Source organism: Micromonospora sp. I033 (genome assembly GCF_053890995.1).
On record NZ_JBSSLX010000149.1, the window covers coordinates 1 to 14,707 of the forward strand.

Sequence of the window (14,707 nt, forward strand, 5' to 3'; positions counted from 1 at the left end):
ACGCCGTCCCGGAGATCTTGGCGACCTACCGTTCGTCACGAACGGCAGCTCGCCAAGATCGGCGAAGGGTCGGGGCGGACGGGGGGCCGCCCACGGGCCCAGACACGCCATTGACGGCCCCACCCAGCCCGCGGCGCGGCCCGTCTCCGGCGGACCCGGCCACGGCCATCGAGGCGCCCGCGCCGACAGCGGCACCGGCACGACCCGTTCCACGCCCGCCCCCGGCCGTCGCCGGCGGGAGGGGTCGATCGCCCGGCTGCCACCTGCCCCGTTCGAGCCGCCCGGCGACCCGGAGCTGGACGGGAGCGGTGACCCGCCCGAGCAGCCGACCCGCCGCCGGGCCCTCCTCGTCGCGCTCGCCGCGGTCGCCACGGCCTCGGCGGCCGCCCTGGTCGCCGGCCTGCTGAGCTGGTCGCCCGAGCCTCCGGCCGAGCACACCGACGCGGCCCGCCCGCTCACCGCCGCCGAGGCGGACCGGCTGGGTGCCCTGCGGGTCACCAACCAGCGCGACGTCCGCGCCGGCGTCCGGGTCAGCATGGGCGAGGGAGGCGGCCGTACCGAACTGGTCGGCTGGGTCGATTGGGCCCGGCCGCTGGTCTACCTGGACGTCGGCGGCCCCGGGGCGGGCGCCGAGCGAGGGCTGGTCCAGGCGACCGCGTCGGCGCTGCTGGTCCGGCCCGATCCCGCCGCGACACCCACCCCGGCGTCGCCCCCGCTGGTGCCCCCGGGTGACGGGTGGCGGCTGCGGGACCTGCCGGCCGGGCGCGGCCTGCCGGCGGTGCGGGACCTGCTGCTCGGGCTCGGCGCGGACCGGGTCGACCCCGCCGGCCCGGAGGCGCGCTGGCTGCGCCGGGAGACCGTCGACGGCGTCCCGGTGGACGTCCTCCGGGCCCACCTCCCGGCAGGTGGGCCGACCGCGCCTGGAAGCGGCCCGGGACCGGCAGCCGGAGGGGCGTCCGACCGGCCGCCCCGCCTCTGGGTGGACCGAGACGCGCGGTTGCACCGGCTGGCCGGCTGGCTGCCGGACGGCACCCAGGTCACTGTGGAACTGGTCCGCACCGACCGCCCCACGCTGCGCCCGGTGGACGCGCTCGGCGGGCGTCCCGGCCTGCGCCGGGCGCTCTCCGACGCCGAGGCCGACCGGCTGGCCCGGCTGCCCGCCCGGCTGCGCGCGGCCGGGGGCGCCACGCTGACCGTGACCGCTCCCGCCGGCGACCTGCGCGGCAGCGGCTGGCTGAGCTGGGCGGGCTCCACGGCGTACCTCTCGGTGGTGGAGGCCGGGGACCCGGGGCGCCGCACGCTGGTGCGGGCGCGGCCGGGAAGCGTGGCCCGGCTCGTGGTGCCGGCGGGCGGCGCGGCGGCCCCGCCGCTGCCGGCGCCGGCCGGGCTGGTCAGGGCGGGTGGACGGCCGCCGGGCGACGACGTGGAGCGGTTGCTCGACGCGGCGTTGCGGGCCGGACGAACCGCCGTGCCGGCCACCGTCGCGGTCCGGATCCGCGACGACCGGGTGGCGGGACGGACGGTGGACGTCATCGAGGTACGCGGCCGGATGCGCTGGTGGGTCGACCGGGGCGGGCTGCCACGCCGGCTGGAGCTGCGCGGCGAGCGGGGCGTCTGGGCCCGGCTGGACCTCGCGCCGGGGCGGGTGCCCGCGCTGCCCGGCGCGGTCAGGCCGCCGGCGAGACGCCGCTGAGCGGGCTCAGGGCCGCCACCCGGTCTGCGCGGCCCATTCCTCGGCGCGCAGGTGCTCCTCGTCGAACCACGGGTCCTTCAGCGTGCCGTAGGTCGCGCTGTCCGGCGCGGAGGCCGCCAGCTCCCGCTTCACCTCCAGGTACGCGGCCCGCTGCCCCGGGTCGGCACGCAGGTGGTCGCGCATCAGCAGGGCGTAGCGCCAGCCGGGCGAGTCGGCCACCCGCAGGTGCAGGTGCACGGGGCGGCCGGGATCGGCGTTGCCGTGCAGCCGCTTCTCCCAGCGGGGGCTGCCCGGCGGGCGCGGGTTGTCCCACCAGTCGCCGGGCAGCCGGGGGAAACCGGCCTCGGCCAGCCGGTCGGCGAGCGGCCCGTCCGCCTCGGCCAGCGACGGCACGGTGAGCTGGATGTCGATGACGTCCTTGGCGGCCAGCCCGGGCACGGCGGTGGAGCCGATGTGGTCGACCCGCAGGTCGGCGCCGGCGGCGTGGCGGATCCGGGCGGCCAGCCGGGCGTACTGCCGGGGCCAGGTCGGGTCGGGCTCGGCGAGCACCACCTGCTCGCGCAGGACCGCGCGGCGTTCCCGGACGTTGCGCTCGTAGGGCAGCAGGCGCTCGTGCCACAGGGCGTCCACCGCGGCGTGCAGGTCGGCCAGCGTGCCGTCGTTGCCGAGCAGCACGTCCGCCGCCGCCTGCCGGCGCGCGTCGTCGGCCTGCGCGGCGATCCGCCGCTCGGCCTCCGCGCGATCCATGCCGCGGTCGCGGGCCAGCCGCTCCAGCCGGGTCGCGACCTCCGCCTGCACCACCAGCACCAGGTGGTACGTGGGCGCGAGCCCCACCTCGACCAGCAGCGGCACGTCGTTGACCACGACGGCGTCGGGGGGCGCCGCGGCGACCAGCGCGGCGGTGCGGGCCCGGACCCGGGGGTGGGTGATCGCCTCCAGCCGGCGGCGGGCGGCCTCGTCGCCGAAGACGAGCGCGCCCAGGGCGGCCCGGTCCAGCGCCCCGCCGGCGTCGAGGACCCGGTCGGAGAAGGTCGCGACGATCTCGGCGAGGCCATCGCTGCCCGGGGCGACCACCTCTCGGGCGATCCGGTCCGCGTCGATGATCACCGCGCCGAGCGCGGCCAGTCGGGTGGACACCGCGCTCTTGCCCGACCCGATCCCGCCGGTCAACCCCACTTTCAACACCGGGACAGTCAACCCGATCACGGTTTCCGGTGCCAACTTCCCCCGGAGACGGCGAGGGCCCCGCCCCCGGCGACCCGGTGGGTACCGGATCGCGGGGACGGGGCCCCTCGTCGTCAGCGACTGCTCCAGCGGCGAGCTGGAGTCGTCACCGGGTCACTTGCCGCCGGCGAGCTTCTCCCGCAGCGCGGCGAGCGCCTCGTCGGTGGCCAGCGTGCCGGCCGGCTCCTCGGCCTGACGGCTCGGCGCCGTGGTCGTGGTGGTGGTGCCGGACACGGCCGGAGCCGGGTTGGCAGCGGCCTCGGCGTCGGCGGCCCGGGAGGTCTGCACCTGCTTGGTGTGGGCCTCCCAGCGCTGGCGCGCCTCGGCGTACTGCTGCTCCCACGCCTCGCGCTGCTTGTCGTAGCCCTCGAGCCACTCGCCCGTCTCCGGGTCGAAGCCCTCCGGGTAGATGTAGTTGCCCTGCTCGTCGTAGGTCGCGGCCATGCCGTAGAGGGTCGGGTCGAAGTGCTCCTCGCCCTCGACGAAGCCCTCGTTGGCCTGCTTGAGCGACAGCGAGATCCGGCGGCGCTCCAGGTCGATGTCGATGACCTTGACCATGACCTCGGAGCCGACCTGCACGACCTGCTCCGGGATCTCCACGTGGCGCTCGGCCAGCTCGGAGATGTGGACCAGGCCCTCGATGCCGTCGTCCACCCGGACGAAGGCGCCGAACGGCACGAGCTTGGTGACCTTACCCGGCACGATCTGCTGGATCGCGTGGGTGCGGGCGAACTGCCGCCACGGGTCCTCCTGGGTCGCCTTCAGCGACAGCGAGACCCGCTCGCGGTCCAGGTCGACGTCCAGGACCTCGACCTCGACCTCCTGGCCCACCTCGACGACCTCGGACGGGTGGTCGATGTGCTTCCAGGAGAGCTCGGAGACGTGCACCAGGCCGTCCACGCCGCCCAGGTCGACGAACGCGCCGAAGTTGACGATCGAGGAGACGACGCCCTTGCGGACCTGGCCCTTCTGCAGCTTGTTGAGGAACTCGGTGCGCACCTCGGACTGCGTCTGCTCCAGCCACGCCCGGCGGGACAGGACCACGTTGTTGCGGTTCTTGTCCAGCTCGATGATCTTGGCCTCAAGCTCGCGACCGACGTACGGCTGCAGGTCGCGGACCCGCCGCATCTCGACGAGCGAGGCGGGCAGGAAGCCGCGCAGGCCGATGTCGAGGATGAGACCACCCTTGACGACCTCGATGACCGAACCGCGGACGACGCCGTCCTCGTCCTTGATCTTCTCGATCGTGCCCCAGGCCCGCTCGTACTGCGCCCGCTTCTTGGAGAGGATCAGGCGACCCTCCTTGTCCTCCTTCTGGAGGACAAGGGCCTCGATGTGGTCGCCGACCGAAACCACCTCGGCCGGGTCCACGTCGTGCTTGATCGACAGCTCCCGAGAGGGGATCACGCCCTCGGTCTTGTAGCCGATGTCGAGCAGGACCTCGTCCCGATCGACCTTGACGACGGTGCCTTCGACAATGTCGCCGTCGTTGAAGTACTTGATGGTCTCGTCGATCGCGGCGAGGAAAGCTTCCTCAGAGCCGAGGTCGTCGACGGTGACCTTGTTGGCGCTCGAGGTGGCCTCGATGCTGCTCGTCATGTGGGCGGTTGCTCCGGTCGGATGGGTTGTCACAGCAGGCGTGGGCGTCGCGGTGACTCAGTCCGCGCCAGCGGATCCGTCGCCGGGCACACCGAACGATCGCCATCAGAAGATCATTAGTGGCTCCGGTGACCGCGCACCTGCTCCCTGCCGAGGCACACGATCCGCGAGCGCATCGTCTAGCCTACCCGCTGCATTACCACAGCGTGCAAGCCCTCCCGGGTCTCCTCGGACGCGTCAGTTGCGAAAGCGGAGATTTCGCGCGGTAAGGTGCCACAGCTGTCTCGTTCGTCACATCGGCACCATCCGCCACACCGCGTGCCGGGAGCGGCCCGCCCACCGGGCACGGCGGTCCGGGGCCTAGCGTGGGCGGGTGGACGACGACAGGGTGACCCGGCGCCGGGTGGGCGCCGCCGAGGTCCGGCGGGCCAACCGGGGCTGGTGGGACGCGGACGCCGACGCCTACCAGGCCGAGCACGGCGCGTTCCTGGGCGAGGTGGACTTCGTCTGGTGCCCGGAGGGGCTGCGCGAGGCCGACGCCCGCCTGCTCGGCGAGGTGACCGGCCGCCGGATCCTGGAACTCGGCTGCGGCGCGGCCGCCGCGGCCCGCTGGCTCGCCGCGCAGGGCGCCCGGCCGGTCGCCCTGGATCTCTCCGCCGGCATGTTGCGGCACGCCGCCGAGGCCGCCGCCCGGACCGGGGTACGCGTCCCGCTCGTGCAGGCCGACGCGCTCGCCCTGCCGTTCGCCGACGCGGCCTTCGACACGGTCTGCACGGCGTTCGGCGCGATCCCGTTCGTCGACGACTCGGCCGCGGCGATGCGGGAGGTGGCCCGGGTGCTGCGCCCGGGCGGCCGGTGGGTCTTCTCGGTCACCCACCCGATGCGCTGGATCTTCCTGGACGACCCGGGCGAGGGCGGGCTGACCGCCGTCCACTCGTACTTCGACCGCTCCCCCTACGTCGAGCAGGACGAGCACGGCGTGGCCACGTACGTCGAGCAGCACCGCACCCTCGGCGACCGGATCCGGGAGCTGGTCGGCGCCGGGTTCCGCCTGCTGGACCTGGTGGAGCCGGAGTGGCCGGCGGGGCACGAGGGCGTCTGGGGGCAGTGGAGCCCGCTGCGCGGCCGGCTCTTCCCCGGCACCGCCATCTTCGTGGCGGAGAAGCCGGCCGCCGGCTGAGGTGTCGTTTCCGCTCCCCGGGCCCGGGTAACCGGCCGGCATGGCCGAGAACGAGGAGTTCCGCCGGGGCGACCACGTCTCCTGGGCCAGCCACAGCGGCCGGGCGTACGGGATCGTCAAGGAGAAGCTCACCGAACGCACCCACGTCCGCGGGCACGCGGTGAACGCCTCGATGGAGGAGCCGCAGTACCGGATCCGCAACGACGACTCGGGCCGGGACGTCGCCCACCGACCGGAGGTGCTGCGCCGTGAGCCCAAGTGACGACCCGCAGCAGACCTACCGGGAGTTCACCGACGCGGTGAACATGAAGCCCACCGAGCTGCAGAAGTGGCTGGAGACCGACGAGTCCAAGCACGTGGGCTGGCGGAAGAAGGGCACCGCGGGCGGCGAGTCGGTGGGCCACGAGTCCGGCCGGAAGATCATCGACCTGCTGCGCCGCAAGCGCGACCAGCTCACCGCCGCCGACTACAAACACATGCGCAAGGTCGTCGGGTACGTCCGGCGGCACATGGCCCAGCGGCCGAGCGGCGACGTGCGCCGGACCCGGTGGCGGTACTCGCTGATGAACTGGGGCCACGACCCGGTCAAGGGTCCGCTCCCGCCGCCGGGCGGCCCGTCCCGCAAGGCCCTGCAACGGCACGGCAGCCCGCCGAAGGAGCGCGGAGGGCCGGGCCGCTGACCCGGGCGTTGACCCTGCCGTTCCTGCGGGCCGCCGACGATCGCCCGGGTAGCAGGAGTGGGCGCTGCCCGGCCCGCTCCGCGGCCGCCACCCGCGAGCGCCGTCGACAACCGGCGCAACGCGCGCAATCGTGGAGACTTGCCGTTCGCCGCGAACGGCAAGTCTCCGAGATTCGCGAGACGCCGTCGGCCGAAGCCCCCGGCGGGGGTCAGTGGTCGGCGCTGTTCCAGTCGCGGCCCTCGCCCACGGAGACCTCCAGCGGCACGGAGAGCGGGTACGCCTCACCCATCTCCTTGCGCACCAGCGCCTCCAGGGCCTCCCGCTCGCCCGGGGCGACCTCGAAGACCAGCTCGTCGTGCACCTGGAGCAGCATCCGGGAGCGCAGCCCGGCGTCGCGCAGCGCGGTGTCGACGCGCAGCATGGCGACCTTGATGATGTCGGCCGCCGAGCCCTGGATGGGGGCGTTGAGCGCCATCCGCTCGGCCATCTCCCGGCGCTGCCGGTTGTCGCTGACCAGGTCGGGCAGGTAGCGGCGGCGGCCCAGGATCGTGGAGGTGTAGCCGTCCTGCCGAGCGCGGGCCACCACCTCCTGGAGGTAGTCGCGGACCCCGCCGAAGCCGGCGAAGTAGTTCTCCATGAGCCCGCGCGCCTCCTCGGCGGTGATCCCGAGCTGCTGGGACAGGCCGAACGCGCTCAGCCCGTACGCCAGGCCGTAGTTCATCGCCTTGATCTTGCGGCGCTGGTCGGCGGTGACCTGGTCGACCTCGACGGTGAAGACCGAGGAGGCGGTGGCGGCGTGGAAGTCGTGCCCCGAGTTGAACGCCTCGATCAGCGCGTCGTCGGAGGAGAGGTGCGCCATGATCCGCATCTCGATCTGGCTGTAGTCGGCGGTGAGCAGGCACTCGTAGCCCTCACCGACCACGAAGGCGCGCCGGATCCGCCGCCCCTCCTCCGTGCGGATGGGGATGTTCTGCAGGTTGGGCTCGGTCGAGGAGAGCCGGCCGGTGGCGGCCACCGTCTGGTTGAAGGTGGTGTGGATCCGGCCGTCGTCGGAGACCGACTTGAGCAGCCCGTCGACGGTCATCTTGAGCTTGGCGACGTCGCGGTGGCGCAGCAGGTGCTCGAGCACCGGGTGCGGGTTCTGCGCGTAGAGCCACTGGAGGGCGTCGGCGTCGGTGGTGTAGCCGGTCTTGATCTTCTTGGTCTTGGGCAGGCCCAGCTCGCCGAAGAGGATCTCCTGGAGCTGCTTGGGCGAGCCCAGGTTGAACTCCCGCCCGACCGCCGCGTACGCGCCCTGGGCGGCGGCCTTCACCTCGGCGGCGAAGTGCGCCTCCAGCTCGGACAGGTATTCGGTGTCGGCGGCGATGCCCGTGCGCTCCATGGTGGCCAGCACCCGCATGAGCGGCAGCTCGACGCCGGCCATCAGCCGGGCGGACTGCTCGCCGTCGCGGGACAGCTCGGCGTCGATCGCGTCGGCCAGGTCGAGGGTGGCCCGGGCCTGGAGCATCAGGTTCTGCTCGACCGCGCCCTCGTCGCCGAGCCCGTCGAGGGTGAGCTGGCCGCTCTCCGGCGCGTCGACCCGCAGCTCCCGGTGCAGGTAGCGCAGTGCCAGGTCGGTGAGGTCGTAGGAGCGCTGGTCGGGGCGGGCCAGGTAGGCGGCGATCTGGGTGTCGCGGGAGATGCCCTGCAGGTCCCAGCCGTGCGCGGCGAACGCCAGCACGGCCGGCTTGCTGTCGTGCAGCACCTTGGGGCGGGCCTCGTCGGCGAGCCAGCCGGCCAGCGCGCCCTCGTCCTCGGGGTCGAGGGCGGCCGGGTCGAACCAGGCGGCCGCGCCGCCGGCGGTGGCCAGCGCCATGCCGGTCACGGCGGCGGTGTGCCGCCGGTTGGGGCCGGTGTCGAGCTTCACCGCCACGCCGACCGGGGCGCCGGCCGGAGCGTGCTCGGCCAGCCACCCGGCGACCCCGCCGGGCCCGGTGAGCACCTGCCCGGCCAGCTCGAAGCCGGCCTCGGCCTCCGGCTCGACGGCCTCCAGGTACTGGTAGAGCCGGTCGCGCAGGATGCGGAACTGGAGGGTGTCGAAGACCTGGTGCACGGCCTCCCGGTCCCACCCCTGCCAGCGGGCGTCCTCCGGACGCACCGGCAGCTCCAGGTCGGTGACCAGGCAGTTGATCTCGTAGTTGCGGATCACGCGGGAGAGCTGGGCGCGCAGGTTGTCGCCGGCCTTGCCCTTGATCGCGTCCGCGTGGGCGACGACGCCGTCCGCCCCGCCGTACAGGTTGATCCACTTGGCGGCGGTCTTCGGGCCGACCCCGTCGACGCCGCTGAGGTTGTCGCTGGTCTCGCCGACCAGGGCGGCCAGGTCGCGGTAGCGGTCCGGGCCCACCCCGTACTTCGCCTCGACCGCGGCCGGGTCCATCCGGGCCAGGTCGGAGACGCCCTTGCGCGGGTAGAGCACGGTGACCCGGTCGCCGACGAGCTGGAACGCGTCCCGGTCGCCGGTGGTGATCAGCACGTCCATGCCCTGGTCACGGGCCTGGCAGGCGAGGGTGGCGATGACGTCGTCGGCCTCGTAGCCCTCCTTCTCCACCACCGGGATGCGCAGCGCCGCGAGGACCTCCTTGACGAGGCTGACCTGGCCCTTGAAGTCGGTCGGGGTCTCGCTGCGGCCGGCCTTGTAGTCCGCGTACTTGTCCGTGCGGAAGGAGCGGCGGGAGACGTCGAAGGCGACCACGATGTGGCTGGGCTGCTCGTCGCGGAGCACGTTGATCAGCATCGAGGTGAAGCCGTAGACGGCGTTGGTCGGCTGCCCCGTGGTGGTGGAGAAGTTCTCCACCGGCAGGGCGAAGAACGCCCGGTATGCCAGGGAGTGTCCGTCGACGAGGAGCAGGCGCGGCGTCGTAGCTGTCACGGCAGCGACTCTAGCCCGTACCGCCGACAACCCGGCGGACGGCGGCACGGCGAAAAGCGGCGGCCGGCCGCCCCACGTGGGGACGGCCGGCCGCCGACGGGTACGGCTCAGGCGACGCCGAGGTACGCCTCCTTGACCGCCGGGTCGTGCAGCAGGTCCCGGCCGGTGCCCTCCTTGACGATCCGGCCGGTCTCCAGCACGTAGCCCCGGTGGGCCCGGGAGAGCGCCTGCTGGGCGTTCTGCTCCACCAGCAGGATGGTGGTGCCCTGCTCGTTGATCCGGGTGATGATCTCGAAGATCTGCTGGATCAGCATCGGCGCGAGCCCCATCGAGGGCTCGTCGAGCAGCAGCAGCTTCGGGCGGGCCATCAGGGCCCGGCCCACCGCCAGCATCTGCTGCTCGCCGCCGGAGAGCGTGCCGCCGGCCTGCTTGCGCCGCTCGTGCAGCCGGGGGAAGAGGTCCATGACCATCTTCATGTCCTCGGCGATGCCCGACCGGTCCTTGCGGGTGTACGCGCCCATCTCCAGGTTCTCCACGACGCTCATCCCAGGGAAGACGCCGCGGCCCTCGGGCGCCTGGCCGATGCCCCGGATCACCCGCAGGTCGGCCCGCATCCGGGTGACGTCGGTCCCGTCGAAGACGATCGAACCGGAGGCGACGGGGCGCAGCCCGGAGATGGCCCGCATGGTGGTGGTCTTGCCGGCGCCGTTCGCGCCGATCAGGGCCACCACCTCACCCTCGTCGACGTGCAGGCTGATCCCGTGCAGCGCCTGGATCCGCCCGTACAGCAGGGTCAGGTCGTTGATCTCAAGCAGCATCGGTCGGCACCCCCAGGTACGCGGCGATCACCTTCGGGTCCTCCCGGACCTCGGCCGGCAGGCCCTCGGCGATCTTCTTGCCGAACTCCAGCACCACGATCCGGTCGGTCACGCCCATGACGAGTCGCATGTCGTGCTCGATCAGCAGGATCGTCGTGCCATTGTCGCGGATCTTCCGGATCAGGCCGAGCAGTTCCTCCTTCTCCGCCGGGGTGAAGCCGGCAGCCGGCTCGTCCAGGCAGAGCAGGGTCGGATCGGTGGCCAGCGCCCGGGCGATCTCCAGCCGGCGCTGCTCGCCGTACGAGAGGTTGCGGGCCAGGTCCCCGGCGCGGCGCTCGATGCCGACGAAGCGCAGCAGTTCGAGTGCCCTCTCGCGGCCCTGCCGCTCCTCCCGCCAGTGCCGGGGCAGCCGCAGCATCGCGGAGATCACGCTGGTCTTGTGGTGGGCGTCCGCGCCCACCATCACGTTCTCCAGCGCGGTCATCTCCGGGAAGAGCCGGATGTTCTGGAACGTCCGGGCGATGCCCGCCTTGGTGATCCAGCTCCGGCGCTTGCCGTTGATCCGCTGCCCGGCGAACCGGATCTCGCCCTCGGTGGGCCGGTAGACGCCCGTCATCGCGTTGAAGCAGGTCGTCTTGCCGGCGCCGTTCGGGCCGATCAGGCCGAGGATCTCACCCTTGTACAGGGTGAAGGCCACGTCGTTGAGGGCGACCACACCGCCGAAGCGGAGGGTGACGTGGTCGACCTCCAGCAGCGGCTCGCGCCCGGCCGGGGCGGTCTCGCCCGGCGTGGGCTCGACCGGGGTGTCCGCGCCCTTCTCCGGCGGGGTGCCGACCGTGCTGCGACCGTCGTCGGCGATGTCCCGCTCGCTGGTCTCGTCCCGCTCGCTGTGCATCTGCGGCTCACTCATTGGGCACCGTCTCCTGGGGAACCGCTTCCTTGCGCCGGTCGGCGAACTCCGCCGCCCGCCGCCGGTTGGGCACCAGACCCTGCGGCCGGAAGATCATCATGACGATGACCACCAGGCCGAAGACCAGGATCCGGTACTCGGCGGCGTCGAACTCCACCCCGAGGAGGTCGCCGATGCCACGCAGCCACTCCGGCAGGTACCAGGTGACCGCGCCGCCGACGATGGCGCCCTTGATGTTGCCGGCGCCGCCGAGGATCACCGCGGCCAGCACCAGGATGGAGCTCTCCAGCACGAACTGATCGGAGTTGATGAACGTCTGCTTGCCGGCGAAGACCGCGCCGGTCAGACCGGCCACCGCCGCGCCGATGGCGAACGCCCACAGCTTGTACTTGAACGTCGGCACGCCCATGATCTCGGCGGCGTCCTCGTCCTCGCGGATCGCCACCCAGGCCCGGCCGACCCGGCTGTTGGCCAGGTTCCGGATCAGCACCAGCACGATCAGGATCAGCGTCAGCATCAGCCAGTAGTACGGCCGGGCGTCCACCACCCCGAACAGCGGCTTTCCGTCGGTGCCGGAGCCCGGCGGGTGCGGGATCGCGGGGATGCCCCGCTGGCCCTGGAGGAGGCCGTCCTGGCGCGCGGCGTAGAGCCGGATCATCTCGGCGAAGCCGAGGGTCACGATCGCCAGGTAGTCACCGCGCAGGCGCAGCGTCGGGCCGCCGAGGATCACGCCGGAGACCATCGCCACCATCACCGCCAGCGGCACCGCCGCCAGCCACGGCCAGTTCGTGCCGAACCGGCTCTCCGGCGAGGTCAGCAACGCGACCGTGTACGCGCCGAGCGCGTAGAAACCGAAGTAGCCCAGGTCGAGCAGGCCGGCGAAGCCGACCACCACGTTGAGCCCGACGGCCAGCAGCACGAACACCGCGGTGTCGAAGAGCACGCCCGCGAAGTCCGACCGGGTGGTGTAGAAGGCGAAGTACTCGCTGCCGATGGGGAAGCCGAGGTACTCGTAGAACCACTTGTTGGGCAGGATGTAGAGCAGCACGACCAGTGCGGCGATCGCCGCCCAGCGCACCTGCTTGGGCATGGCCGCCCAGCGGCTCTTGAAGCCCGCGGTCCGCTTGTTGTCCACGGTGGCGGTCATGCGCGCGCCCTCCCGAGAGATTCGCCGAGCAGACCGGTCGGCCGGAACATCAGCAGCACGATCAGCAGCACGAAGCCAGTGAAGTCCTTCCACTCGCCGCCGAACAGGCCGGCCGCGTAGTTCTCCGCCACGCCGAGCAGCAGGCCGCCCAGCAGCGCGCCGCGCAGGTTGCCGATGCCGCCGAGCACCGCGGCCGCGAAGGCCTTGAGCCCGATCAGGAAGCCGACGTTGAACTTGGTGTAGCCGAACCGCAGGTCCCAGAGCAGCGCGCCCACGCCGGCCATGAGGCCGCCGAGCACGAAGACCAGCAGGATGACGCGGTTCTTGTTGACGCCCATCAGCGCGGCGGTGTCCGCGTCCTGGGCGACCGCCCGGATGCCGCGGCCCAGCCGGCTGCGGTTCACGAACTGGTCCAGCCCGATCATCATGATCAGCGTGACGCCGAGGATGAGCAGCTGGACGTTTGTCACCGCGGCGCCGAAGAGGGTGAAGACCGTCTTCTGCGGGATCAGGTCCGGCATGCCGAACGGGGCCCGGCTGGTGCTGATGCCGAACGACTCGGCGAGCACGAACGACGCGCCGATCGCGGTGATGAGGAAGGCCAGCGGCGGCGCGTTGCGGCGGCGCAGCGGCCGGTAGGCGACCAACTCGACCGTGACCGCGGTGACCGCCGAGGCGGCCATCGCCACCACGAGACCGGCGACGACCGCCAGGATCAGCGGGCCGAGGGCCGGGGCGGCCGAGTTCTGGTTGTAGCCGAGGGCCTGCCAGGTCCACAGGGCGGTGAAGGTACCGACCATGAAGACCTCGGAGTGAGCAAAGTTGATCAGGCGCAGAACGCCATACACCAGGGTGTAGCCGAGGGCGATGAGCGCGTAGATCGCGCCCTGCTCCAGGCCGGTGATGGTCAGCGCCGGGAAATTCCCGAAGAGCTCATCGAAGTTCAAGTGGGGGCTCCAACTGTGCGGCCAAGCGGTGCGGCCGGGAGGAAATCTCCCGGCCGCACGCCTGGTGTCCCGTGCCGGGACCGGACAAACCGGTCAGGACTTGGGGATCTCGATGTCGGGGACGACCTTGCCCGCGTTCACCTTGAACGCCCAGACCAGCACCTGGGCCGGGTCCAGCTCGCCGTTGGACTCGAACTTGTAGGTGACGCCGGTGGCGCCGCCGGTGCCGTTGTAGGAGTTCACGAAGCTGAGCAGGTCGGCCCGGGAGGACTTACCGCTCTTGATGCCCTCGAGGAAGATCTTCGTGATGTCGTACGACACGTCGGCGTAGGTGCCCGGCTCGGCGTTGTCGAAGGCCGCCTTGTAGTCGGTCACGAAGGTGCCCTTGGCCGCGGTGGCCGGGGCGCACGGGCAGGTGAGGATGGTGCCCTCGGCGACCTGCTCGCCGGCGACCTTGATGAAGTTGGCGTCGTTGACACCGTCACCGGCGACCATCGTGCCCTTCCAGCCCGCGCCCTTGAGCTGCTTGAGCAGCAGGCCGGCCTCGGTGTAGTAGCCACCGAAGAAGAGGACGTTCGCACCGCTGCTCTGGATCTTGGTGACCACGGCGGAGAAGTTGGTCTGCTTGACCTGGATCTTGTCCTCGCCCGCGACCGAGCCGAGAACCTTCTTCACCTCGTCCACCAGGCCCTGGCCGTACGCCGACTGGTCGTCCACGACGTAGACCTTGTCGGCCTTCAGGACGTTCTTGATGTACCGACCGGCGGCCGGGCCCTGCGAGGTGTCGTTGCCGACGCCCCGGTGGAAGATCTTCCAGTTCTTGGTGCTCAGGCTCGGGCGGGTCGCCGACGGGGTGATGGCCGGCAGGCCGGCCTCGTCGAAGATCGGGTTCCCGACCTCGGACTCACCGGAGAACGCCGGGCCGATGATGCCGACGACCTTGCTGTCACCGACGGCCTGCTGCGCCAGGGCCGGGGCCTTGGCCGGGTCACCCTGCGAGTCGTACTCGGCCAGGTTGACCTTGCAGTCCGCGTTGTCCTTGTTGTACTGGTCGATGGCCAGCTTGGTGCCGTTGCGCATGTGGATACCGAGACCCGCGGCGTCACCGGTCAGCGGGCCGAAGAAGCCGATCTTCAGGTCGCAGGCGGCCTTGCTGCCACCCGCCTCACTACCACTGTCAGCCTTGCAGGCCGCGCCACTGAAAACGAGCGCACCGATGGCCACGCCACCCAGCACCCGTGCGAGCTTCTGCCTCACGGCTCGTACCCTCCTCCGTCCGATGGCCCGGGAACCACCCGCCAGAAATTGGACCTTGCGGGGGGTTGCCGGACCGACCGCGATCCCGGTCTGGGCCGGGACGTTATCCCACCAGCGGGCCGCGAAGGTAGACCTGAGCAGCGGGGTTGACCTAACCGTTACGTTGAGTGGCCGGATTCACAGAAGTGCTGTAACACACGAGGCTGGAGGGAGGGAAAATCGGACATCCGACACTGGCCGGAAATGTGCTGGTGAGCGGCTCACCCGGGCCGCCACGACCCCCGCGCCGACCACACCCCGGCCCGCCCGTCGTCGTCCACCAGCAGTAGCGCCACCTCGCCCGC

General features: G+C 72.1%; 12 protein-coding genes. 4 read left to right on the forward strand and 8 right to left on the reverse strand.

Features of this window, described 5'->3' with window-relative positions; translation table 11 throughout:
• Positions 1–256 precede the first annotated feature (256 nt).
• Positions 257–1,693 (forward strand): hypothetical protein, encoded by a 1,437-nt coding sequence (locus ACW0Q9_RS21725; RefSeq protein ID WP_456184136.1) that lies wholly within the window; start codon positions 257–259, stop codon positions 1,691–1,693.
• 6 nt (positions 1,694–1,699) lie between these two features.
• On the opposite strand, the gene coaE is transcribed toward ACW0Q9_RS21725, so the two are convergent.
• Positions 1,700–2,878 (reverse strand): dephospho-CoA kinase, encoded by a 1,179-nt coding sequence (gene coaE, locus ACW0Q9_RS21730; protein WP_456184114.1) that lies wholly within the window; start codon positions 2,876–2,878, stop codon positions 1,700–1,702.
• Between the two features lie 153 nt (positions 2,879–3,031).
• Entirely contained in the window at positions 3,032–4,516 is a 1,485-nt protein-coding gene (gene rpsA, locus ACW0Q9_RS21735; RefSeq protein WP_456184116.1) for a 30S ribosomal protein S1, read from the reverse strand.
• 373 nt (positions 4,517–4,889) lie between these two features.
• Between rpsA and ACW0Q9_RS21740 the strand changes: the two genes are divergently transcribed.
• From ACW0Q9_RS21740 to ACW0Q9_RS21750, 3 genes are read left to right on the forward strand one after another with little or no spacing between them, the layout of a single operon-like run.
• Positions 4,890–5,696 (forward strand): class I SAM-dependent methyltransferase, encoded by an 807-nt coding sequence (locus ACW0Q9_RS21740; RefSeq protein ID WP_456184118.1) that lies wholly within the window; start codon positions 4,890–4,892, stop codon positions 5,694–5,696.
• Positions 5,697–5,736: 40 nt separating this feature from the next.
• Positions 5,737–5,958, forward strand: a complete 222-nt coding sequence (locus ACW0Q9_RS21745; RefSeq protein ID WP_456184120.1) for a DUF2945 domain-containing protein — start codon at positions 5,737–5,739, stop codon at positions 5,956–5,958.
• Positions 5,945–6,376: a DUF3140 domain-containing protein gene (locus ACW0Q9_RS21750; RefSeq protein ID WP_456184122.1), complete on the forward strand. Its 432-nt coding sequence runs from the start codon at positions 5,945–5,947 to the stop codon at positions 6,374–6,376. Before ACW0Q9_RS21745 ends, ACW0Q9_RS21750 begins: the two co-directional genes overlap by 14 nt.
• Positions 6,377–6,584: 208 nt before the next feature.
• Here the strand turns inward: ACW0Q9_RS21750 and polA are convergent, their stop codons facing one another.
• The 6 genes from polA to ACW0Q9_RS21780 form a co-directional block, all read right to left on the reverse strand.
• Positions 6,585–9,284, reverse strand: a complete 2,700-nt coding sequence (gene polA / locus ACW0Q9_RS21755) for a DNA polymerase I (protein WP_456184124.1) — start codon at positions 9,282–9,284, stop codon at positions 6,585–6,587.
• A gap of 107 nt (positions 9,285–9,391) precedes the next feature.
• Positions 9,392–10,102 (reverse strand): ABC transporter ATP-binding protein, encoded by a 711-nt coding sequence (locus ACW0Q9_RS21760; RefSeq protein WP_456184126.1) that lies wholly within the window; start codon positions 10,100–10,102, stop codon positions 9,392–9,394.
• Positions 10,092–11,012 (reverse strand): ABC transporter ATP-binding protein, encoded by a 921-nt coding sequence (locus ACW0Q9_RS21765; RefSeq protein ID WP_456184128.1) that lies wholly within the window; start codon positions 11,010–11,012, stop codon positions 10,092–10,094. The genes ACW0Q9_RS21760 and ACW0Q9_RS21765 overlap by 11 nt, the downstream gene beginning before the upstream one ends.
• Positions 11,005–12,159: a branched-chain amino acid ABC transporter permease gene (locus tag ACW0Q9_RS21770; protein ID WP_456184130.1), complete on the reverse strand. Its 1,155-nt coding sequence runs from the start codon at positions 12,157–12,159 to the stop codon at positions 11,005–11,007. Before ACW0Q9_RS21770 ends, ACW0Q9_RS21765 begins: the two co-directional genes overlap by 8 nt.
• Positions 12,156–13,106 carry a branched-chain amino acid ABC transporter permease gene (locus tag ACW0Q9_RS21775; RefSeq protein ID WP_456184132.1) on the reverse strand — a complete coding sequence of 317 codons (951 nt, stop codon included), beginning with the start codon at positions 13,104–13,106 and terminating at the stop codon, positions 12,156–12,158. The genes ACW0Q9_RS21770 and ACW0Q9_RS21775 overlap by 4 nt, the downstream gene beginning before the upstream one ends.
• Before the next feature lie 93 nt (positions 13,107–13,199).
• Entirely contained in the window at positions 13,200–14,363 is a 1,164-nt protein-coding gene (locus tag ACW0Q9_RS21780) for a branched-chain amino acid ABC transporter substrate-binding protein (RefSeq protein ID WP_456184134.1), read from the reverse strand.
• Between the last annotated feature and the right edge of the window lie 344 nt (positions 14,364–14,707).

Coding starts and splice junctions, on each gene's coding strand:
- rpsA (WP_456184116.1), bottom strand. CDS start 4,516: ATGACGAGCAGCATCGAGGCCACCTCGAGCGCCAACAAGGTCACCGTC.
- ACW0Q9_RS21770 (WP_456184130.1), bottom strand. CDS start 12,159: ATGACCGCCACCGTGGACAACAAGCGGACCGCGGGCTTCAAGAGCCGC.
- ACW0Q9_RS21760 (WP_456184126.1), bottom strand. CDS start 10,102: ATGCTGCTTGAGATCAACGACCTGACCCTGCTGTACGGGCGGATCCAG.
- ACW0Q9_RS21765 (WP_456184128.1), bottom strand. CDS start 11,012: ATGAGTGAGCCGCAGATGCACAGCGAGCGGGACGAGACCAGCGAGCGG.
- ACW0Q9_RS21745 (WP_456184120.1), top strand. CDS start 5,737: ATGGCCGAGAACGAGGAGTTCCGCCGGGGCGACCACGTCTCCTGGGCC.